The following is a 21,060-nucleotide window of genomic DNA, read 5'->3' on the forward strand; positions in this document are numbered from 1 at the left end:
CTCCCGGTTCCGGTGTGTGGTGATTCGCCGTACTTCAGGATGTAGAAGGTGTAGACGATGGTGACGATGATGGCGAGAATCGTTGCCGATCCGACCCAGTGTGCCTGGATCGGGACGCCGAGCTCTTCGAGTTCCTTCTCCCCGCCGCCGCCACCACCTTCGCCGCCACCGCCGCCACCGCCACCACCGCTCGGCATCGCGCCGACGACGACGACGCCTTTCATGCCGAGGGCTTCGTGCGGTTGACAGTAGTATTTGACGACGCCTTCCGACTCGAACGTGTGTTCGAAGGTGAAGCCGGCTTCGGCGGTCAGTTCGCTCTCGAAGCTCGCACCTTCCTCGGCGACGACGTTGTGGCTCTGACCTTTCCCGGTCCACTCCCAGACGACCGTGGTTCCGGGATCGACCTGGATTGCCGGCGGGGCGAAGGCGTAGTTGCCGCCGTTGCCTTCGGCACCGACGCTGACCGTCACCTCGCTCTTGCCGGTCTGGTCGGACACCTCGCTGTAGTTGCCGACGTTACTCATCCAGCCGCCGAAACCAGACTGGGCCGCGGCAGTCCCGGATGCCGCCGCCGTGGCTGCCCCGGCGGTGGCGGATCCACCGGCGACCCGTAGAAAGTCCCGCCTCTTCATACACTGGCTGTCGGGATGGGACTCGCATAAACCCACCGACTCTCCGTTCTCCGGGCCTCACTCCGTCCCTTCGTTCTCGGCGGCGTCGAGCGACGGGACGAACTCGGGGCGTTCGTCGTCTTCGAGACCCATGGCTCGGAGGCGGGCGCGATACTCCCGCGCCCGGAAGCGATCGGAGAGTCGCGCGTTCGCGACGACGCCGAACAGGAAGAGGCCGACGGCGACGAAAAACAGCGACGCCACCGGCGGCACGAGGTTCATCACGCCGCCAGACGAGGGGAGCATGTCCGTAAACAGCCAGACGCCAAGCAGGCCGACACCGGCCAGGAGCTGGGCCGCCGCGACGACCTGGAGCATCGCGTTGCCGAGGCCGCCCGACCCCGCGACGACGTCCTCGGGGTCCGGCAATTCGAAGTCGGCCGGTGGCTCCGGGACCTCGTAGTCGTCCATCGAACAGAGCGCGACGGTCGGTTTCACGTCCCGGAGGACGGTTCCGCGCCCCTCGATGCTCCCGTCGGGGTAGACGAGGGCGTACCCCTCGTCGGAGTACGCCAGCAAGCGCGTCTCGCCGTCGGCCTCGACGCGTTCGAGCGTCGCGAACACGTCGCGCGTGGCGATGCGCCCTTTGAGTTCCTTCTCAACGCGGTCGAGGAGTTCAGCGCCGACTATCCACGACTCGGGGTCGAACGCCGCCTCCCACTCCTCGGCGGTCATCTCGGCCATGTCGCTCGGGCCGAAGTTCTCGAAGTCGTACTTCTCCTCGACCGACTGTCTGAGCGCGTCGATGTCGTCGGCGTCGCCGCCGTCGGCCGTCGGGGAGCCGTCCCCCGACGCGTCGACGTCGGTCCCGTCAGCCGACGTGGGTGACGGGTCTGCCATCGTCGCCAGTTGACGCCACAGGGGTATACGCTTTCCGACCTCCCGTCACGCGGTGCGTCTCACCTGTCTCTGGTGCGTTCCGGACCCATTATATTCGTCCTCTCCCAACCGACGACGATGGTAAGCGAGGCCGCCTACGCGACGACCTCCGCGCTGATGGTCACCGCCAGTTTCCCGTTCTACATCTACGGCGCGTGGGTCGTCATCGACGCCGAGGTGGTGACGTGGGACCGCCTCGTCTACCACCTGCAGATAATCTTCGCCGGCCTCGTGTTGAACACGGTTCCCGTCGTCGGATGGATGATGCCCCGCCTCCTCGATCAGCTCGGCGGCCTCTCGGCGCTCCACGCCGTCCTCGGCCTGCAGGCCTACGCCCTGCTCGTGTTCGCTCTCACCGGCATCGTCCGCATCTTCCAGGCGAAGTACGCGGCCGATCTCTATCACAACCCTGACCAGGACCTGGATCTGAACGACCTCCACGAGAATATGGGCGCGTGGCGCGGCCGGCTCCGCGTCGGCGTCTTCGGCTACGTCCTCTTCTGGATCGGCGCGTACCTCGTCGGCATCTACCGCTATCTCATCCTCTACGTCTTCTGAGGTCGGTCTCGATCGCCGCCGTCGGCGTCGCTATGGCCAGGGTTCGCCGCTGGCGAGGTCGACCTCGTGGTCGAGCTTCGACGACGGACAGACGTCTTCGAGCACGCAGTCCGAACAGTCGGGGTTGCGCGCGGTACAGGTCGCCCGTCCGTGGCTGATACAGAGGTGGGTGAACTGCTGCCAGTCCTCCTCGGGGACGACGTCCATCAGATCCCGCTCGATTTTCGCGGGCGTCGACTCCTCGGTCAGACCGAGGCGACGCGAGAGCCGCTGAACGTGCGTGTCGACGACGATGCCTTCGACGACGTCGTGGCCGTGCTGGAGGACGACGTTCGCCGTCTTGCGCCCGACGCCCGTCAGATCCGTCAGTTCGCTCATCGTGTCCGGTACCTCGCCGTCGTGTTCCTCGACGATGGTCTCGCAGGCGCTCTGTATCCACTCCGCTTTGTTGTTGTAGTAGGTGATGGAACTGATGTCCTCCGCGAGTTCGTCGACGGAGGCGTCGGCGAAATCCGCCGCCGACTGGTACTTCCCGAAGAGGTCCGCCGTCACCCGATTCACCCGTTCGTCCGTACACTGCGCCGAGAGCATCACGGCGACGAGCAGTTCGAGTCGGGTCGAGAAGTTCAGCGAGATGGTGCTGTCGGGGTAGGCGTCGTAGAGCCTGTCGAGTACCTCCGCGACCTGCTTTTCGCGCGTGTCGAGTGGCGTCCCCATAGTCGTGGCTCTCCCCGGGCCGGTTTGAGTGGTTCGAAAGCAACCGTTAAGCCTCCGGTAGCCGAGCAACGAGTATGTCCATAGCGAGCGACTACGACCACGCCTCGTGGCGGGCGGCCGCCGGAACGCTGGCCGGATACGGACTCGTCCTCGCCGCGATGTTCGTCGTCCTGTTCGTCGTCCCGTTTTTGCTCTTTCTGGCGTTCTACTGACGACGCGCGGGCGCGAGAAGCAGACTCGGAAACGAGCGGTCCGACGTCGGTCGAGACGACCGCCGTCAGGCGAACGCGCGGGTCCCGCCGTCGTCGACGTTGCCGTCGGCGGTGAGTTTCTCCCACGCCTCGACGAAGTCGCGCATGTAGATCTCGGTGCGATCGTCGCGGATGGCGAACATCCCGGCCTCGGTACAGACGGCCTTGATATCCGCACCGGAGGCGTCCTCGGCCATCGACGCGAGGACGTCGAAGTCGACGTCGTCGGCGACGTTCATGTTGCGGGTGTGGATCTGGAAGATGATCTCGCGGCCGTCCTCGTCGGGTTTGGGCACTTCGATGAGGCGGTCGAAGCGGCCGGGCCGGAGGATGGCCTCGTCTAACATGTCGAAGCGGTTGGTGGCGGCGATGATGCGGATCTCGCCGCGCTCGTCGAAGCCGTCCATCTCCGAGAGCAGTTGCATCATCGTCCGCTGGACCTCGGCGTCGCCGGACGTCTTCGAGTCCGTGCGCTTCGAGGCGATGGCGTCGATCTCGTCGATGAAGAGGACCGCGGGTTCGTTCTCGCGGGCGACCTCGAAGAGGTCGCGGACGAGTTTCGCCCCTCGCCGATGAACTTGTGGACGAGCTCGCTGCCGGCCATCTTGATGAACGTCGCGTCCGTCTCGTTGGCGACGGCCTTCGCGAGCATCGTCTTGCCCGTGCCCGGCGGGCCGTGGAGGAGGACGCCCGACGGCGGGTCGATGCCGACATCCTCGAACATCCCCGGATGTTCGAGGGGCATCTCGACGGTCTCGCGGACTTCCTGCATCTGGCTCTCCAGCCCGCCGATGTCCTGGTAGCTCACGTCGGGGCTGTGTTCGACCTGCATCACGCGGGCGCGCACGTCAGTCTCGTTGTCGAGCGGTTTGACGATCGAGAGGGAGTTGTTGACCGCGACCCGCGAGTCGGGTTCGAGGTCCTCCCGCATCTCGTCGGTGACCTCGGTCAACGCCTCCTGGTTGTTCCCGTGCTGTTTGATGATCGCTCCCTCGTCGGTCAGTTCCTGGACCGTCGCGACGAACAGCGGGGACTGTTTCAACTTCTTGTTCTCGTGGGTGAGGCGTTCGAGCTTCTGCTGATACTTGTTGTTCTCGGCGCTCGCGTCGAGGAGTTTGTCCCGCATCTCCTCGTTTTGGTCCTCGAGAACTCCGAGGCGCTCCCGCAGAGCCTCGATCTTTTCCTGTTGAGACGCCGCCTCCTCGTCGTAAGGCATATCGACGTCGTCCACAGTGTCGGTCATCACCGTCGTTAAGCGGGAGACTCATAAGAGGCTTCGGGTCGGGTGAACTCCGCCGCTATATATTACCTAAATGCATATATCTGGATAACAAATATTATTACCCCGTATCCCCCACTGTAGCGTACGCATGAGCACGACCGAGGTAGTCGACGCGGAAGGCGTCACGGACCGCTGGGAGGCCGTCCGTGACCTCCCTCCGAGCGCGAAACTGGTGGCGAAGGTTCTCGATTACAACGACACGCTCACACAGAGCCAGCTCGCGGAGGAGACGCTCCTCCCCCGCGGACGGTCCGGTACGCGCTCACCCGACTCGAAGAGGAGGACGTCGTCGAGGCACGCTTCTCGTTTTCGGACGCCCGCAAGCGCATCTACTCCCTGAAGGTTTAACCCCGAGAGCGCGGCAACGGCCGGTGTGGCGAACCCGGCGACGGTGAAAGACGCGCTCGCGTCGCTCGCTGCCGACGATCCGGGAGCGACGCCCGCGTATCGTCGACCTATCGACGAGGCGAGCAGCGCCGCGGACGACGTGACGGCGACGGCGGCGTTCGCCGCCGACGGGGGCGTGGTCCGACTGCGACGGGCGATTCGGGCGGCGGCGCGACGCGACGACGAGGCGGCGGCGACGGCCGGTCGGGAGGCACTGGCGCGGATCGAGCGCTATCGCCGCGCGGCCGTCGAGACTGCCGATTCGACGACGACGACCGAGCGCACAGCTCCCGGACCCCGTGACGGGTCGGCCGCCGATCACTTTCGCTCCGCTCGCGGAACGGTTTTAGGCCGCGATAGACAACGTCCGGACGAATGACACGGGTGATTCACACCGGCGACACCCACATCGGGTATCGACAGTACCACTCGCCGGAGCGACGGGCGGATTTCCTCGACGCGTTCGAGGCGGTGGTGGACGACGCCGTCGAGATGGGCGTCGACGCCGTGGTTCACGCCGGGGACCTGTTCCACGACCGACGCCCCGACTTGCAGGACCTCCTCGGGACGCTCTCGGCGCTTCGCCGCCTCGACGACGCCGGCGTTCCGTTCCTCGCCGTCGTCGGCAACCACGAGTCCACTCGCGGCGGCCAGTGGCTGGACCTCTTTTCCAGCCTTGGCCTCGCGACCCGCCTCGGCGCGGCCCCGTACGTCCTCGGAAACACGGCGTTCTACGGCCTCGACCACGTCCCGCGTTCGCGCCGCGACGACCTCGACTACGCCTTCGACCCGCACGACGCCGACTACGCGGCTCTCGTCTCCCACGGCCTCTTCACGCCCTTCGCCCACGCCGACTGGGAGACGGAGACGGTCCTCCGGGAGTCGACCGTCGACTTCGACGCCGTCCTCCTCGGCGACAACCACGCCCCGGGCACCGCCGTCGTGGAGGGGACGTGGGTCACCTACTGCGGGTCGACCGAACGCGCGAGCGCCGACGAACGCGAGGCCCGCGGCTACAACGTCGTCGAGTTCGGTGCCGACGCCGACGGCCCCGAGGACGCCCCCGCCGGCGTCGACGTCCGTCGCCGCTCGCTCGACACCCGCCCGTTCGTCTTCGTCGACGTCGACCTCGGCGAGGGCGAGGGCGTCGACCGCGTCCGCGAACAGGTCCGCCAGCACGACCTGACCGACGCCGTCGCGGTCGTCGAGGTGACGGGCGAAGGGGACCCGGTGACCGCCGCCGCCGTCGAGGACGTCGCGAGCGAGGAGGGCGCGCTGCTCGCCCGCGTGACCGACCGCCGGGAGTTCGACCCGGTCGACGAGGCGGTCCCCGACGTCCGCTTTGCCGACCCGGACGCGGCCGTCGCCGACCGCGTCCGCGAGATGGGCCTCTCGTCGCTCGCGCGGGACATCGACGAGACGGTGCGCGAGAGCAAGGCGGCCGACTCGGCCGTCCGCGAACGCGTCAGAGACCGGATCGAGGACGCCCTCGACGACCCCGAGGCGTTCGAGGCGGCCGAGACGGACGCCGATACCGACGGCACCGGCGACGGGTCGGCCGAGGGCGACGCGGCCGGGACGGACGGCCAGGTGTCGATGGAGGATTACCTGTGAGGTTCGAACGCGTCCGCCTCCGGAACTTCAAGCCGTACGCCGACGCCGACCTGTCCCTGCGCGACGGCGTCACCGTCATCCACGGCCTCAACGGCAGCGGCAAGTCCTCGCTCCTGGAGGCGTGTTTCTTCGCGCTCTACGGGTCGAAGGCGCTCGACGGCACCCTCGACGACGTGATTACGAACGGGAGCGACGAGGCCGAAATCGACCTGTGGTTCACCCACGACGGGGCGGAGTACCACGTCGAGCGCCGCCTGCGGCGGTCGGGCGACCGGACGCAGACCGCCACCTGCACGCTCTCGGGCCCCGACGTCGCCGTCGACGGCGCGCGAGACGTCCGGCGGTTCGTCACCGACCTCCTGCGGATGGACGCCGAGGCGTTCGTCAACTGCGCGTACGTCCGGCAGGGCGAGGTGAACAAACTCATCAACGCCACGCCAGGCCAGCGACAGGACATGATCGACGACCTGTTACAGCTCGGCCGCCTCGAGGAGTACCGCGAACGCGCGGCGGCGGCCCGACTCGGCGTCAATGACGTCCTCGCCGACGCCCGCGGTCGCCTCTCCGAACTCGATTCACAGGTCGAGGCCAAGGAGGCGGCGGACCTCCACGAACGGCTGAACGCCCTCGAGAGCGAGTTGGCCGAGGTGGAGGCGGACGTCGATCGCTTCGAGGAAAACCGCGACCAGGCGAGGGAGACGCTCGAAGACGCCGAAGACGTGTTGGCGGAGTACGACCGCCGCCGGGAGCAACTGGAGTCGCTGACCGAGGATATCGAGGACCTCGAAGCGACCGTCAGCGAGGACGAACGCGAACGCGAACGCCTGCGCGAACGAATCGCGGCGTGCCGCGAGCGGATCGAGACGCGCCGGGAGGAACTCGATTCGCTGGCCGGGGCGGCCGACCTCGAAGCCACGGACGCCGACGCGGTGGCCGCCCGGCGGTCCGAACTCGACGACCGGGAGTCGGACCTCCGCGAACGACTGACCGACGCCCGGATGGCGGCGCAGGCCCTCGAAAATCAGGCGTCGAATCTGGCCGACAGCGCCGAGGAGAAGGCGTCACGCGCGGAGACGAAACGCGAACGCGCCGCTGACCTCCGGGAGGAGGTTTCGGCGGCCGAATCGACGCTGGAGGAAAAGCGGGCGGAACTCGACGCCATCGCGGACGACGTCGAGGCGGCGAAGGCGGCGTTCGAGGACGCGCCCATCTCGTTCGGCGACGCCGAGGACCACCTCGCGGAGTTGCGGTCGGAGCTCGACGAGCTCCGGGAGGACCAGTCGGCGGTGAGCGCCGACCTGAACGCGGCCAAAAAGCGGGTCGAGGAGGCGGAGGAACTCCTCGCCGAGGACAGATGCCCCGAGTGTGGCCAGCCCGTCGAGGGGTCGCCACACGCCGACGGCATCGACGAGGACCGCGAACGCGTCGCCGAACTCCAGTCCCGGTTCTCGGAGCTCGTAGACGAACGCGAGCGGCTGGAGTCGGCCATCGACCGGGCCGAGAGCCTGCGCGAACGCGAACGCGAGGTCCAGCGTCTGCAGTCGAAACGCGAGAACGCGGAGCGCCTCCTCGCCGAACGCGAGAAGGCCGTCGCGGAGAAACGCGAGCAAGCGGACGAACTCGACGCGGCGGCCGACGAACTCGACGCGGCGGCCGCCGACCAACGCGAGGCCGCCGAGGCGAAACGGGCGGAGCGAGCGGAGAAACGCGAGACGGTCGAGGCGCTCGAATCAGAACTCGAAACGGTCGAAACGCGACACGAACGACTGGACCGCATCGACGAGATGCGCGAGGGGGTGGCCGACGCCGAGGCCGAAATCGACCGTCTGGAGGAGAAACGCGAGAACCTGGCCGCCCTGAACGACGAACGCCGGGACCGACTGGCATCGAAGCGTGACCGGCGCGACGAACTGCTCGAGAGCGTCGACGAGGAGCGGGTCGAATCGGCACGCGAGGAGAAAGAGCGGGCCGAAACCTACCTCGAACAGGTGACGGACAAACTCGACGCGTTGACCGAACGCCAGGACGAACTACGGGAACGGATCGGCGGCGTCAAACAGGACCTCGCGGAACTGGAGTCGCTCCGCGAGGCGCGCGAACGCCAGCAGGAACGCGTGGCCGCCCTGGAGTCGCTCCACGCGGAGGCAGAAGACCTGAAGACGCTGTACGGCGACCTGCGCTCGGACCTCCGACAGCGCAACGTCGAGTCGCTCGAGCGCCTGTTGAACGAGACGTTCGACCTGGTCTACGGCAACGACGCCTACGCCCACATCCGCCTCGACGGCGAGTACGGCCTGACCGTCTTCCAGAAGGACGGCGAGGCGCTCGACCCCCAACAGCTCTCGGGCGGCGAGCGCGCGCTGTTCAACCTCAGCCTCCGGTGTGCCATCTACCGACTGCTCGCGGAGGGCATCGACGGCGCGGCACCGATGCCGCCGCTCATCCTCGACGAGCCGACCGTCTTCCTCGACGCCGGCCACGTCTCCCGGCTCGTGGATCTCGTCGAGGAGATGCGCGACCTCGGCGTGAGTCAGATTGTCATCGTCAGCCACGACGAAGAGCTCGTCGGCGCGGCGGACGACCTGATCCGCGTCGAGAAAGATTCGACGAGCAACCGGTCGTCGGTCGAACGGACGGCGACGCTCTGCGCAATCGATCGACAGCGACCGTCGCCACGTCCGTCGGCTCGTAGCCGCGCTCGCCGTAGACGCGACACTCGGTGACGAGCCCGGCGGCACGAAACTCCGTCAGCAGGCCGTGCAGGTCGCTCTCGCAGAGATCGTAGGCGTCGAGCAGTTCCCGGACCGACGTCGGCCCCCGGTCGACGAGTTCGAGGAGCAGCCCGAGCGCTCGGTCGGTGTGGACGGCGGTGACGGCGCGCCGAATCGGGTCGTCGACGGCCGACGCCGCGACGTCGAGCGCGGCGTCGTCGGCGAACGCGAGTCGGTCGTTGGCGAGGGAGCGCTCCTCGCCGGTCGCGGGGTCGCGGACGCGACTCGACTCCGCCGACCGCTCGAGGAGGATGTATCGGTTGCCCGCGTCGTCTCGGACTGTCGGCATAGGTGCGTAGAGGGCCGCGACGGGGTTAGGCGTTCTGTTGCTCCTCGTCTGCCGTCTGGCCGTCCGCGCGTCGTTCACGGAAGGCGCGGACGTGCTGGGCGACTCGGAAGAGGGCGAACGCACCGACGGCGACGGCGACGCCGCCGGCGATCCACATGCCACGGAAGTAGACGAGCATCAGGCCGAGCGCGAGACCCGCGACGGCGACGTTGGCGAGGACGACGCTGAACCAGAACGCCTCCCGTAGCTCGGCGTCGGCGTCCGCCTCGTCCGTCGTGGGCTCGGGCGTCCGCGGCACCCGCACCAGGTCGCGTTCCGGGTCGCCCCAGCGACGCTCGGGGTCGGGTTCGGTCGGTTCGTCGGGCCACGGCCGTTCGGCCCGTGAGTCGTCTGCCACGGGACGAATCGACGTCGCGTGCGCGCAAAAACGTTCGGCTTCGGGGCGCTCTGAACTCGACCGTACGCCCGAACTCAGGCGTATTCCTGGAGTAACACCGTCGACGAGGCCTCCATCCACGCGAGGGGATTCTCCGAGTCGTAGAAGACGACCCCGTTTTCGACCTCGTAGGACTCGACGGTTTCCGACCCGTCTACTCGCTCCGGACGTCCGATGCCCGTGCTATCCCGCTGGCCTCCGTCGGCGTGTTCTGACATCGTCACGGGGTTTGGTATGCCATGGCATGATATATGTCTTTCCGTCGCCGCAAGTACGCAGGCGGCGAAATACTGAACTTTTTAGCCGGGACCACCAAGGGTGGTGCATGACTGATACGGGGTCCCCCGAGCAGTCTTCGCTCGTCGCGTTCGGGGACGACGGAGGAGACGCCCGTCCGGACGAGGAGGCGATCGCCGTCGCGGGCGAGGCACGCCAGCGCGTGTCCGACGTCGTCGACGCGGCGGATCTGAAGTTCCCCGACCCGGACGGAATGCTCGAACTCTCGGTCACGCAGGTCGACTACACCATCGAGGGGCAGGGCCGCGAGGAGTATCCCGTCATCAACGTCTTCGGGCGCACGCCCGCGGGCGAGCCGGAACACGTCCGTGTCCTCGGATTCGAACCCTACTTCTACGCGCCGACCGAAAGCCTCTCGGACGAGAAACTCGACAAGGACGTCATCACGCGTACGGAGGACGGATACGAGAGCATCCGTGGCGAGGCGTTGACGAAGATCTGTACGCGGACGCCCCGGGATGTCGGCCAGATTCGCGACGAGTTCGACCACTTCGAGGCGGACATCCTCTTTCCCAACCGCTTTCTCATCGACAAGGACGTCGGAAGCGGCATCCGCGTCCCCGAGCGGCGTCTCGATTCGGGCGTCGTCCAGATCCCCCACGACGAAGTCGAGGCGGCCGACGTCGAAGCCGACCTGCGGGTGAACACCTTCGACATCGAAGTCGACGACCGGGCCGGCTTCCCGGAGGACGGCGAGGAACCGATTCTCTGCCTCACCAGCCACGACTCCGAACGCGACGAATACGTCGTCTGGATCCAGGCCGCCCCGGAGGGAACGGGCAAGATCCCGACGACGCTCCCGGACTACGACCCCCTGGACGAGTCGGGGACGGTCGACGTGCGTCGGTTCGACGCGGAGGAAGCGATGCTCGACGCCTTCCTCGAATACGTCGAGGAGACGGATCCCGACGTGCTGACGGGGTGGAACTTCGAGGACTTCGACGCGCCCTACTTCATCGACCGGCTGGAGGTGCTGGACCCGGACACCGACTACGAACTGGACCCGGAACGCCTCTCCCGCGTGGGCGAGGTGTGGCGGAGCGACTGGGGCGGACCGACGGTGAAAGGCCGCGTCGTCTTCGACCTGCTGTACGCCTACAAGCGAACGCAGTTCACCGAACTCGAATCCTACCGACTCGACGCCGTCGGCGAACAGGAACTCGGCGTCGGCAAGGAGCGCTACGCCGGCGACATCGGCGACCTCTGGGAGGACGACCCGGAGCGGCTGCTGGAGTACAACCTCCGCGACGTCGAGCTCTGCGTCGAACTCGACCGCAAACAGGAGATAATCCCCTTCTGGAACGAGGTCCGGAGCTTCGTCGGCTGTAAGCAGAGGACGCGCCGACGCCGGGCGACGCGGTGGACGTCTACGTCCTGCACAAAGTCCACGGGCAGTTCGCGCTCCCCTCGAAAGGCCGCACCGACGCCGAGGAGTACGAGGGCGGCGCGGTGTTCGACCCGATCACGGGCGTCAAGGAGAACGTCACCGTCCTCGACCTGAAGTCGCTGTACCCGATGTGCATGGTGACGATCAACGCGTCGCCGGAGACGAAGGTCGACCCCGAGGCGTACGACGGCGACACCTACCGCGCCCCCAACGGCACCCACTTCCGGAAGGAACCGGACGGCATCATCCGGGAGATGGTCGACGAACTGCTCACCGAACGCGAACAGAAGAAGGAGCGCCGAAACGACTTCGATCCCGACTCGGTCGAATACGAACAGTTCGACCGGCAGCAAGCGGCCGTGAAGGTCATCATGAACTCTCTCTACGGTGTTCTGGGGTGGGCCCGTTTCCGCCTCTACGACAAGGAGATGGGCGCGGCGGTGACGGCGACGGGGCGCGACGTCATCGAGTACACCGACTCCGTCGCCAGCGACATGGGCTACGAGGTGGCATATGGAGACACCGACAGCGTCATGTTAGAAATCGGAGATAACATCGACACGTCCGTCGACGTCCCCGAGAGCGTTCGGGACCCCCATCCCGAGATGCCCGACGACGAACTCCGGACGCTCGTCGCCACCATCGACGCCGCCTTCGACATCGAGGAGCGCATCAACGACGCCTACGACGAGTTCGCCGTCGAGGAGTTGAACGCCGCCGACCACCGCTTCCAGATCGAGTTCGAGAAGCTCTATCGACGGTTCTTCCAGGCGGGCAAGAAGAAGCGCTACGCCGGCCACATCGTCTGGAAGGAGGGCAAACACGTCGACGACATCGACATCACGGGCTTCGAGTACAAGCGCTCGGACATCGCCCCCATCACCAAGGAGGTCCAAAAGCGGGTGCTGGAGATGATCGTCCACGGCGAGGACACGGCGGAGATCAAGTCGTACGTCCACGACGTCATCGAGGACTTCCGCGAGGGGAACGTCTCGCTCGACGACGTCGGCATTCCGGGCGGCATCGGCAAGCGACTCGACGCCTACGACACCGACACCGCCCAGGTCCGGGGCGCGAAGTACGCGAACACGCTCCTCGGGACGAACTTCCAGCGCGGGTCGAAACCGAAGCGGCTCTACCTCGACCGGGTCCACTCGCAGTTCTTCCGCGAGTTCGAGGCGGCCCACCCCGAACTGTTCGAGTCGGCGGACCTCTCGCGCGAGCAACGCCGACGGAAAGACACGTATCTCGAGTTCAAGGACGATCCGGACGTCGTCTGTTTCGAGTACGCCGACCAGATACCCGACGAGTTCCAGGTCGACTGGGACAAGATGCTGGACAAGACGCTCAAAGGCCCGATCGCTCGCATCATCGAGGCGCTGGGGATGTCCTGGGACGAGGTCAAGAGCGGCCAGCAACAGACCGGGCTCGGCCAGTTCGGATAGCGCCGGCGTATTTCCCGAAACCGAAACGAATTTTTTCGAATCCGAACTCAGAGGGGGTAATGCGTAAGCATTATGGGTGGGAACGCCCACATCGTAGGTAGGGAACCTAACCGACTATGGCTACACTCGAAATTACCAATCTACACGCTAAGGTCGCCGAAGAGGACGGAGAGGAGATTCTCCGCGGTGTCGACCTGGAGGTCGAATCCGGTGAGATTCACGCGCTCATGGGCCCGAACGGGTCCGGGAAGTCGACGACGGCGAAGATCATCGCCGGACACCCGGCCTACGAAGTAACCGACGGCGACGTCCTCCTCCACCTCGACGAGGAGGACGTCGCCGACGTCGACGCCGAGATACCCGAGGAGCGGCTGACGTGGGACCTCCTCGACCTGGAACCGAACGAGCGCGCGGCGCTCGGCATCTTCCTCGCGTTCCAGTACCCCGCCGAGATCGAGGGTGTCACGATGACGAACTTCCTCCGGCAGGCGCTCAACGCCCGCATCGAGGAGCGCGAGGAGCTCCTCGAAGGCGAGGAGAGCGAGGCAAAAGCGGACGAAGAGGACGCCGGCTACGAAACGTCGCCGATGGAGGGTCCGGCCGACGAGGGCGAGGTCGGCGTCGCCGAGTTCCAACAGCTCCTCAAAGAGAAGATGGAGCTGCTCGACATGGACGAGAAATTCGCCTCTCGCTATCTCAACGCAGGCTTCTCCGGTGGGGAGAAAAACAGAACGAGGTGCTACAGGCCGCCATCCTCGAACCCACCATCGCCGTCCTCGACGAGATCGACTCCGGGCTCGACATCGACCGTCTACAGGACGTCTCTGAGGGGATCAACGCCCTCCGCGACGAACAGGGCACGGGCATCCTCCAGATCACCCACTACCAGCGCATCCTGGACTACGTCGAACCCGACCGCGTCCACATCATGCTCGACGGCGAAGTCGTCATGGAGGGCGACGCCGACCTCGCGGTCCACCTCGAGGACGAGGGGTACGACTGGGTCCGCGAACAGGTTTACGAGACAGCGTAATACGTCTGCAGTCACAACACCAACACATGAGCTCCGATCAAGACCACCTCAAAGAAACCGACACCGAAGCTCGCTTCGAGTTCAAGAAGGAGCAGAAGTCGTCGTTCCAGGCCGACAAGGGCCTCACCGAGGAGACGATTCGCGTCATCTCCGAGGACAAAGACGAGCCCGAGTGGATGCTACAGCGCCGGCTCCGCGCGCTGAAACAGTTCCAGGAGATGCCGATGCCGACCGACTGGCCCGGGCAACCGGACCTCTCGGAGGTCGACGTCGACGAAATCGTTCCGTACATCCGCCCCGACGTGGAGACGCGCGGCAGCGTCGACGACTGGACGGATCTGCCCGACGAAATCAAGGACACCTTCGACAAACTCGGCATTCCGGAAGCCGAGAAGAACGCCCTCTCGGGCGTCGGCGCACAGTACGAATCCGAAGTCGTCTACCAGAACATGCAGGAGCGCTGGGAGGAGAAAGGCGTCGTCTTCATGAACATGGACCAGGCGGTCCAGGAACACGAAGACCTCGTCCGCGAGCACTTCATGACGAAGTGCGTCCCGCCGAGCGACAACAAGTTCGCGGCGCTTCACGGTGCCATCTGGTCGGGCGGGTCGTTCGTCTACGTCCCCGAGGACACGACGGTCGACATGCCCGTGCAGGCGTACTTCCGGATGAACTCGGAAGGCATGGGCCAGTTCGAGCACACGCTCATCATCGCCGAAGAGGGCTCGGAAGTCCACTACATCGAGGGCTGTTCCGCGCCCAAATACTCGGCGTTCAACCTCCACTCCGGCGGCGTCGAGGTGTTCGTCGGCGAAGACGCCCACGTCCAGTATTCGACCGTTCAGAACTGGTCGAAAAACACCTACAACCTCAACACCAAGCGCGCCCTCGTCGAGCAGGGCGGCCGCATGGAGTGGATCTCCGGGTCGATGGGCTCGAAGGCGACGATGCTCTACCCGTCCACCATCCTGAAGGGCCGCGGCGCGTCGGACAACCACATCACCATCGCCTTCGCGGGCGAGGGACAGAACATCGACACCGGCGCGAAGGTGTACCACAACGCGCCGGAGACGAAGTCGACCATCGAGTCCAAGAGTATCTCGAAAGACGGCGGCCGCACGAACTACCGCGGCCTCGTCCACATCGCCGACGGAGCCGAGAACTCCTCGACGTCCGTCGAGTGTGACGCACTGATGTTCGACAACGAATCCACCTCCGACACCATGCCGTACATGGAGATCAACGAGTCGAAGGTGGACGTCGCCCACGAGGCGACCGTCGGGAAGATCGGCGACGAGGACGTCTTCTACCTCCAGTCGCGCGGCCTCGACGACGACGACGCAAAGCAGATGATCGTTTCGGGCTTCATCGAGCCCATCACGGAGGAACTGCCGATCGAGTACGCGGTGGAACTCAACCGCTTGGTCGAACTCGAGATGGAGGGCAGCCTCGGATAACATGAGCACACAGCTACCAGCCAACCTCTCCGAAGGGACGGTACGTGAGATTTCCGAGCAGCGGGACGAACCGGAGTGGCTCCTCGAAGCGCGCCTGGACGCGCTCGACGCCCTCTCGGATCTCGACCTGCCGGACGTCATCCAGACGCCCGGCCGCCGGTGGACCGACCTCGATCAGCTCGACTTCGAGTCGCTGGTCGACCCGCTGAACCAGTCCGACGACACCGAACGCGTCACCGCGGAGGGCGTCGAAGTCCTCCCGTTCACCGACGCGGTCGAGGAGCATCCGAAACTCGTCGAGGCGGAGTTCGGCTCCGTCGTCGACCCGCAGGACAACTACCTGACCGCGCTCTCGGCGGCGCTGTTCACGACGGGGACGTTCATCTACGTCCCCGAGGGCGTCGACGCCGAGGACGTGAAGATCCGGGCGCGGATGAACTCCCGGTCGCTCTTTAGCCACACGCTCGTCGTCACCGAGGACTCCTCGTCGGTCACCATCCTCGAAGGCGTCGAGACGGACGCGGCCGTCGAGGACGCCCGCTACTTCAGCAACCTCGTCGAGATTGCGACCGGCGAGAACAGCTACGTCCAGTACGGGGCGCTCCAGAACCTCGACGAGGACACCTACCACTACACGCTGAAGCGCGCCGACGTCGGCACGTACGCTACGGTCAACTGGATCGAGGGCAACATAGGCTCTCGCCTCACGCGGTCGGACGTCGAGTCCGAACTCAACGGCGACGCCGCCGAGTCGAAGATCGTCGGGGCCTTCTTCGGCCACAACGACCAGCACTTCGACGTGAACGCCCGGGTCTGGCACAACGCCGAACACACGACGGCGGACCTCGTCACCCGCGGCGTCCTCGACGACCGCGCCCGCTCGGTGTACGAAGGTGTCCAGGACGTCGGCCGCGACGCGTGGGACACTAACTCCTACCAGCGCGAGAACACGCTGATGCTCTCGGACGAGAGCGAGGCCGACGCCTCGCCGAAGCTCATCATCAACAACCACGACACGGAAGCGTCCCACTCCGCGACGGTCGGACAGGTCGACCGCGAAGATCTGTTCTACATGACCTCGCGCGCGCTCCCGGAGCGGATCGCCCGCAACATGCTCGTGGAGGGCTTTTTCGTCCCCGTCCTCGAGGAGATCGCGGTCGACGAACTCCGCGAAGACGTCGAGACGCTCGTCGCCGAGCGCCTCCGGCAGTAAGCCGGAGGGAACGGCTTAAGTCCCTCTCTCTCACCAGTTCGTATGATCGCATCGCACGTCACCCGGGGGTCGCCGCGATGAGCGTCGGCCGTCGGGTCGCCTCGGACCACCAGCTCGCACGCCTCCTCCAGATCGGCATCGTGCTGGAAGAGGTGGTCGAGGCGCGGGCGTATCACCACTACCAGTCCCTCAGTGAGGACGAGCGAGCGCTCGACGACGAAATCGAGCACCTCCTCGAACACGCCGCGGAGGAGTCGGCCGACCACCGCGAACGGCTCGAGGCCCTCCTCTCGGAACTCGACGCCGACAGCATCCCGTTCGAGGACGTCGAGACGCTCGTCAAAGAGCAGTACGCCAAGACGAAACCGGAGGACTTCGACGGCGTCCTCTACGACCAGCTCTGTAACGAGGAGACGGCGTACAAGTTCTACGACGACCTCATCACCGCGATCGAGGAGAGCGACGCGCAGTTCACTCTCGACCGCGAACGGCTCCTCGCGACGTTGCGCGACGTCCGCGAGGACGAGGCCCAGGGCGTCGAGGACGTGACCACAGTTATGGAGCAACGCGGATGAGCGGGGACGACAGATGAACACGGCAGACCAGTACCTCAAGGCGATATACCTCGTCCAGCAGATGGAAGACGGTCCGGCGTCGACCGGCGCGCTCGCGGAGATGCTCGACGTGAGCCCCGCGAGCGCGAACGAAATGATCGGCAAACTCGAATCGCGGGGGTTCGCCGAACACGAGAAGTACAAGGGCGTCAGCCTCACCGACGACGGCATCGTTCGCGCCCGCGAGGCGTTGCAGACCTACTGCATCATCGAACGCTTCCTCGCGAACGTCCTCGCAGTCGAAGAGTTCCGCGCCGAAGCCCGCGAACTCGAGGCCGTCATCGACGACACTGTCGCCGAGCGCCTCGACACGATCATCGACCGAGATGGCGACTGTCCGGACTGTTTCGACCCGGACACCGACGCCTGCCGCCACCTCGAAATCGAGAGCGAGAAGCCCGCCGACTGATCACGCTCGCGCCTCGAGTTCGACCAGTTCGGCCGCCACGTCCTCGGGGTGGACGAACAGCTCGTCGGCGTCGATCGGCTCCCGTTCAGGCGGGTCCTGTCCGTGCTCCGGGCGCAGGAGCCACCCGTGATCGCGTAACCATCGCCGTTCGTCGACGTCGTATTGCACGTGTCGTTCCTCCTTGTCGACGGGCCGCCTTCCCGGACGTCCGTCTCTCGTCTCTCGATAGTGATTCCGTCCCCACAAGTCGACACCCTAAGATGCTCGGATTCGCCGCCGACCGACCCTATCGTCTTCGGATGGCGACGCTCCGCTTCGGAGCGGACGCCCCGCTCAGGCGTCGCCCTCGAACTCCCGCAGGACGGATCTGACGGCGACGGCGAGCTCCTCGAATCGGCCGACAGAGAGCGCGTCCGTCGTCACCCACACGCCCCGGTCGCCGACGATGACCCGCGTGAGATAGCCGTTCTCGAACACGCGGATCGTGAACTCGTACGCCCCGAGTTCCGTGTTCGCGTACGCCTGCTGCGAGCGGAATCCGAGCCGCTCGTTGTCCGCGAACCCGACGAGGTCGGCCGTCGAATCGAGGTCGCCGCGGAGATACACCTGTTCGACGTCGTCCTCGGTGAAGTAGGTGATACTCCGGAGTTCGTCACCGACCGTCGTCCGGCAGGCGCTCGTCAGTTCGTCGGCGAGTTCGTCGAGTGGAACGTCGGACGTCATGTCCGGACGTCGGCCCCACGTCGCCAAGAGTGTCAGGCCGATTCCAGGCGCATGAGACGGACCCGGCTCGACGCTCCGTCGCTTCACGGGCGGTATTAAAACGGCGGCCGCACTATTCGGGACGTATGACCGAGGAGCCGTCCCCCCACAGGCAGAGTCGCCTGTTCACCACCGACGAGGGGAGTTCGACGAACGCAAAGCGAAGGCCGACGCCCTTCCCGTCGAGGACGGCGAACTCGTCAACACGGACGAACTCGCCGACCACCAGGAGTACGTCGAGGGGCGCGGCGTCTACGACGCGCGAAACCGGGTCAACGACCTGACTGGCCGGGAGTGGAAGTTCGCCACGAAGTCAGTCATCCCGGAGCAGTATCCTCCGGACCTCCAGCACGACCTCCGGAGCCGGCACGGCGGCCAGAAGCCGCCGCGGTTGTGTCTCGACCTCGTCCAGCGGTTCAGCAAGGCCGGCGAGACGGTGCTCGACCCCTTCGCCGGCGTCGGCGGCACGCTCCTCGGGGCCAGCCTCGCCGAATACGAGGGGACCGGCCTGCGCGACGCCGTCGGTTTCGAACGCAACCCCCGATGGATCGACGTCTACGAGGAGGTGCTCGAACGGGAGAACGCCGACCGCGACGCCCGGGGCGAGGGCCCGCTCGCCGAACAGGACCTCCGGTGTGGCGACTGTGCCGACCTCGTCGCGGACGTCGAAACGGACGCCGTCGACTTCCTGCTCACCGACGTACCGTACTGGAACATGGACCAGGTCGAACAGACGCGCAACGAACGCGAAACCCGGGACAGCAAACTGGGCGAGTTCGGGGACGACGGCTACGAGTCGAAGGCCGAGTGGCTCGACGGGATGGCGGAGCGGTTTCGGGCGTTCCGCCGCGTCGTTCGCGAGGGCGGCTACGTGGCCGTCTTCATCGGCGATATGTACCGCGACGAGTCGTACGAGATGCTGTCGGCCGAACTCGCGTCTCGGCTCACCGAGGCCGGCTACACGATGAAGGCGAATCTCGTCTGGTACGACCCGTCGAAAGACCTCCACGTCTACGGCTACCCGTTCTCCTTTGTCCCCTCGATGGTCCACCAGAACATACTGGTGTTCCGGAACGAGTAGCGCCCCCGCACGGCCGTGGGTCCCGCGGGGATATATCTCGCTCACTGTCGTTCGCGAGGAGATAGTCCCGGGCGGATTCGAACCGCCGTCAACGGCTCCAAAGGCCGTTATGATTGGCCACTACACCACGGGACTACACGCACCCGCCAGTATCCGTCAGCGGCGTATAAATCCAGCCTTTCGGCGCGGCGTCTGCGGTTCGGGACGGCCGAGCGTCGGGCCGACGCCCGACTCAGACCGGCCGCTCCGCCGATCCGATGCCGACGAACAGGCCGCCCGAGACGACGAAGAGGAACAGCCCCAGCGCCGTCACGACGTCGCCGGTGTGGAACGTCCACGCGGCACCTCCGAGACTCGACAGCGAGAGCGTCGCCCCCGCCGCCATCACTCGCGTGTGAAACTCCGTGAACGCACGCTTCGCTCTGTGATACACATTGTAAGTACTATACTCACAAATAAACATCTGTCCCCGGAACTCCGTCGCTGCTGCGGTCCGCGACCCGTGGGTGCATGAGAAAGCTATTCCGTTTTCAGCGACAATCTGCGGGGCGTCACCGCTCCATGGACCGCTCTCTGGTCGCCCTCGTCGTCGGGCTGTTGCAAGGCGTCTTCGAGTGGTTGCCCATCTCCAGCGAGGGGAACGTCTCTATCGTGCTGACGGCGCTCGGCGAGACGCCGTCCGCCGCGGTGTCGTACGCGCTCTTCTTGCACCTCGGAACGGCCGTCTCGGCGACGGTGTACTACCGCGACGAGATCCGGGACGCCGCCGAATCAGCCGCCCAGTTCGACCCGCGGTCGGCGTTCGACGCCGAGACGGCGACGCTCTCGTTCGTCCTCCTCGCGACGGCCGCCTCCTCGGCGGTGGGGGTGGTCGCCCTCCTCGCTCTGGACGCGCTCGTCTCGGAACTCACCGGCGGTGGCTTCGTCGCCGCCGTCGGCGTCCTCCTCGTGGCGACCGGACTCCTCCAGCGGTTCGCCGGGTCGCTCTCGCTCGGCGCGCGCGAGATCCCGAACGCCGCCGACGCGCTGTTGGTCGGCGGCGTACAGGGGCTGGCGATCCTCCCCGGCGTCTCCCGGTCGGGGACGACCACGAGCGTGCTGTTGGTTCGCGGCTACGAGCCGCCGGCGGCGTTTCGGCTCTCCTTCCTGCTCAGTATCCCCGCCGCCCTCGTCGGGGGCGCGGTCGGCCTCGTCGAATCGGGCGGCCTCCCCGGCGTGTCGGCGACGAACGGTCTCCTCGCGCTCGTCGCGTCGGCCGCCGTCGGCTACGCGACCATCGACCTCCTGATGCGAGTCGTCCGCCGGGTTTCTTTCTGGCTCGTCTGCGTCGGCCTTGGCTCGCTCGCCGTCGTCGGCGGGGTCGCCGTCGCGTGATTCGGCGCGTGCGAACCCCGGCTAACGAGTGATTAACGCCGACGCACGAGCGGAAGGGGCGGCGTGAACGATCGTACGTCGCCCCTACCACGCTCCCGATTCCCGCGAGACAGTCTTAACAGCACACTAA

At 66.2% G+C, this 21,060-nt stretch carries 19 protein-coding genes, 1 tRNA gene and 6 pseudogenes; 15 read left to right on the forward strand and 11 right to left on the reverse strand.

Features of this window, described 5'->3' with window-relative positions; translation table 11 throughout:
• Positions 1-8: 8 nt before the first annotated feature.
• Positions 9-635, reverse strand: a pseudogene (locus ACFQJD_RS04455) (halocyanin domain-containing protein); the annotation flags it as partial.
• 57 nt (positions 636-692) lie between these two features.
• Entirely contained in the window at positions 693-1,514 is an 822-nt protein-coding gene (locus tag ACFQJD_RS04460) for a DUF7319 domain-containing protein (protein ID WP_379796438.1), read from the reverse strand.
• Positions 1,515-1,631: 117 nt separating this feature from the next.
• Here ACFQJD_RS04460 and ACFQJD_RS04465 point away from each other — a divergent pair, with 117 nt between their 5' ends.
• The gene (locus tag ACFQJD_RS04465; protein ID WP_379796440.1) at positions 1,632-2,111 is read left to right on the forward strand and encodes a DUF7321 family protein; all 480 of its coding nucleotides are present in this window, start codon (positions 1,632-1,634) and stop codon (positions 2,109-2,111) included.
• A 30-nt stretch (positions 2,112-2,141) separates the two neighbouring features.
• Here ACFQJD_RS04465 and nth read toward each other — a convergent pair whose 3' ends face one another.
• Positions 2,142-2,828 carry an endonuclease III gene (gene nth / locus ACFQJD_RS04470; RefSeq protein ID WP_379796442.1) on the reverse strand — a complete coding sequence of 229 codons (687 nt, stop codon included), beginning with the start codon at positions 2,826-2,828 and terminating at the stop codon, positions 2,142-2,144.
• 74 nt (positions 2,829-2,902) lie between these two features.
• On the opposite strand from nth, the gene ACFQJD_RS04475 reads away from it, so the two are divergent.
• A complete protein-coding gene (locus ACFQJD_RS04475) occupies positions 2,903-3,040 on the forward strand; it encodes a hypothetical protein (RefSeq protein ID WP_379796445.1) in 138 nt (45 codons plus the stop codon).
• Between the two features lie 65 nt (positions 3,041-3,105).
• Here the strand turns inward: ACFQJD_RS04475 and pan1 are convergent.
• Positions 3,106-4,322 (reverse strand): annotated as a pseudogene (gene pan1 / locus ACFQJD_RS04480) (proteasome-activating nucleotidase Pan1).
• A gap of 127 nt (positions 4,323-4,449) precedes the next feature.
• On the opposite strand from pan1, the pseudogene ACFQJD_RS04485 reads away from it, so the two are divergent.
• From ACFQJD_RS04485 to rad50, 4 genes and pseudogenes are all read left to right on the forward strand, one after another.
• Positions 4,450-4,709 (forward strand): annotated as a pseudogene (locus tag ACFQJD_RS04485) (MarR family transcriptional regulator).
• Between the two features lie 25 nt (positions 4,710-4,734).
• Positions 4,735-5,127, forward strand: coding sequence for a hypothetical protein (locus ACFQJD_RS04490; RefSeq protein ID WP_379796447.1), 393 nt, complete (start codon positions 4,735-4,737; stop codon positions 5,125-5,127).
• Positions 5,124-6,362, forward strand: a complete 1,239-nt coding sequence (gene mre11 / locus ACFQJD_RS04495) for a DNA double-strand break repair protein Mre11 (RefSeq protein WP_379796449.1) — start codon at positions 5,124-5,126, stop codon at positions 6,360-6,362. The genes ACFQJD_RS04490 and mre11 overlap by 4 nt, the downstream gene beginning before the upstream one ends.
• Positions 6,359-9,085: a DNA double-strand break repair ATPase Rad50 gene (gene rad50 / locus ACFQJD_RS04500; protein WP_379796451.1), complete on the forward strand. Its 2,727-nt coding sequence runs from the start codon at positions 6,359-6,361 to the stop codon at positions 9,083-9,085. The genes mre11 and rad50 overlap by 4 nt, the downstream gene beginning before the upstream one ends.
• On the opposite strand, the pseudogene ACFQJD_RS04505 reads toward rad50, so the two are convergent.
• From ACFQJD_RS04505 to ACFQJD_RS04515, 3 genes and pseudogenes are all read right to left on the reverse strand, one after another.
• Positions 9,009-9,422: pseudogene (locus tag ACFQJD_RS04505) on the reverse strand (hypothetical protein); the annotation flags it as partial. The gene rad50 and the pseudogene ACFQJD_RS04505 sit on opposite strands and share 77 nt — an antisense overlap.
• Before the next feature lie 25 nt (positions 9,423-9,447).
• Positions 9,448-9,819: a DUF7322 domain-containing protein gene (locus ACFQJD_RS04510; RefSeq protein WP_379796453.1), complete on the reverse strand. Its 372-nt coding sequence runs from the start codon at positions 9,817-9,819 to the stop codon at positions 9,448-9,450.
• A 74-nt stretch (positions 9,820-9,893) separates the two neighbouring features.
• On the reverse strand, positions 9,894-10,076 hold the full coding sequence (locus tag ACFQJD_RS04515; RefSeq protein ID WP_379800397.1) for a DUF7331 family protein: 183 nt from the start codon (positions 10,074-10,076) through the stop codon (positions 9,894-9,896).
• Between the two features lie 107 nt (positions 10,077-10,183).
• Here ACFQJD_RS04515 and ACFQJD_RS04520 point away from each other — a divergent pair, with 107 nt between their 5' ends.
• The 7 genes and pseudogenes from ACFQJD_RS04520 (at position 10,184) to ACFQJD_RS04550 (ending at position 17,713) form a co-directional block, all read left to right on the forward strand.
• Positions 10,184-11,656: a 3'-5' exonuclease gene (locus ACFQJD_RS04520; RefSeq protein WP_379796455.1), complete on the forward strand. Its 1,473-nt coding sequence runs from the start codon at positions 10,184-10,186 to the stop codon at positions 11,654-11,656.
• Positions 11,605-12,987, forward strand: a complete 1,383-nt coding sequence (locus ACFQJD_RS04525) for a DNA polymerase domain-containing protein (RefSeq protein ID WP_379800399.1) — start codon at positions 11,605-11,607, stop codon at positions 12,985-12,987. The genes ACFQJD_RS04520 and ACFQJD_RS04525 overlap by 52 nt, the downstream gene beginning before the upstream one ends.
• Before the next feature lie 116 nt (positions 12,988-13,103).
• Positions 13,104-14,020 (forward strand): annotated as a pseudogene (locus tag ACFQJD_RS04530) (ABC transporter ATP-binding protein).
• 26 nt (positions 14,021-14,046) lie between these two features.
• On the forward strand, positions 14,047-15,477 hold the full coding sequence (gene sufB / locus ACFQJD_RS04535; RefSeq protein WP_379796457.1) for a Fe-S cluster assembly protein SufB: 1,431 nt from the start codon (positions 14,047-14,049) through the stop codon (positions 15,475-15,477).
• Position 15,478: 1 nt separating this feature from the next.
• Positions 15,479-16,690 carry a Fe-S cluster assembly protein SufD gene (sufD, locus tag ACFQJD_RS04540; protein ID WP_379796459.1) on the forward strand — a complete coding sequence of 404 codons (1,212 nt, stop codon included), beginning with the start codon at positions 15,479-15,481 and terminating at the stop codon, positions 16,688-16,690.
• Positions 16,691-16,767: 77 nt separating this feature from the next.
• Entirely contained in the window at positions 16,768-17,265 is a 498-nt protein-coding gene (locus ACFQJD_RS04545; protein ID WP_379796461.1) for a ferritin-like domain-containing protein, read from the forward strand.
• Between the two features lie 13 nt (positions 17,266-17,278).
• Positions 17,279-17,713 carry a metal-dependent transcriptional regulator gene (locus tag ACFQJD_RS04550; RefSeq protein ID WP_379796463.1) on the forward strand — a complete coding sequence of 145 codons (435 nt, stop codon included), beginning with the start codon at positions 17,279-17,281 and terminating at the stop codon, positions 17,711-17,713.
• On the opposite strand, the gene ACFQJD_RS04555 is transcribed toward ACFQJD_RS04550, so the two are convergent.
• Positions 17,714-17,881 carry a hypothetical protein gene (locus ACFQJD_RS04555; RefSeq protein WP_379796465.1) on the reverse strand — a complete coding sequence of 56 codons (168 nt, stop codon included), beginning with the start codon at positions 17,879-17,881 and terminating at the stop codon, positions 17,714-17,716.
• 165 nt (positions 17,882-18,046) lie between these two features.
• The gene (locus tag ACFQJD_RS04560) at positions 18,047-18,436 is read right to left on the reverse strand and encodes a DUF7522 family protein (protein WP_379796467.1); all 390 of its coding nucleotides are present in this window, start codon (positions 18,434-18,436) and stop codon (positions 18,047-18,049) included.
• Positions 18,437-18,561: 125 nt separating this feature from the next.
• Between ACFQJD_RS04560 and ACFQJD_RS04565 the strand changes: the two are divergent.
• Positions 18,562-19,556: pseudogene (locus tag ACFQJD_RS04565) on the forward strand (DNA methyltransferase).
• A 62-nt stretch (positions 19,557-19,618) separates the two neighbouring features.
• On the opposite strand, the gene ACFQJD_RS04570 reads toward ACFQJD_RS04565, so the two are convergent.
• Positions 19,619-19,691, reverse strand: a tRNA-Gln gene (locus ACFQJD_RS04570).
• Positions 19,692-19,788: 97 nt separating this feature from the next.
• Positions 19,789-19,989 carry a hypothetical protein gene (locus ACFQJD_RS04575; RefSeq protein ID WP_379796470.1) on the reverse strand — a complete coding sequence of 67 codons (201 nt, stop codon included), beginning with the start codon at positions 19,987-19,989 and terminating at the stop codon, positions 19,789-19,791.
• Between the two features lie 128 nt (positions 19,990-20,117).
• Between ACFQJD_RS04575 and ACFQJD_RS04580 the strand changes: the two genes are divergently transcribed.
• Positions 20,118-20,930, forward strand: coding sequence for an undecaprenyl-diphosphate phosphatase (locus tag ACFQJD_RS04580; protein WP_379796472.1), 813 nt, complete (start codon positions 20,118-20,120; stop codon positions 20,928-20,930).
• The last annotated feature ends 130 nt before the right edge of the window (positions 20,931-21,060 follow it).

It is taken from the genome of Haloplanus sp. GCM10025708 (assembly GCF_042663985.1).
GTDB lineage: Archaea > Halobacteriota > Halobacteria > Halobacteriales > Haloferacaceae > Salinirarus > Salinirarus marinus.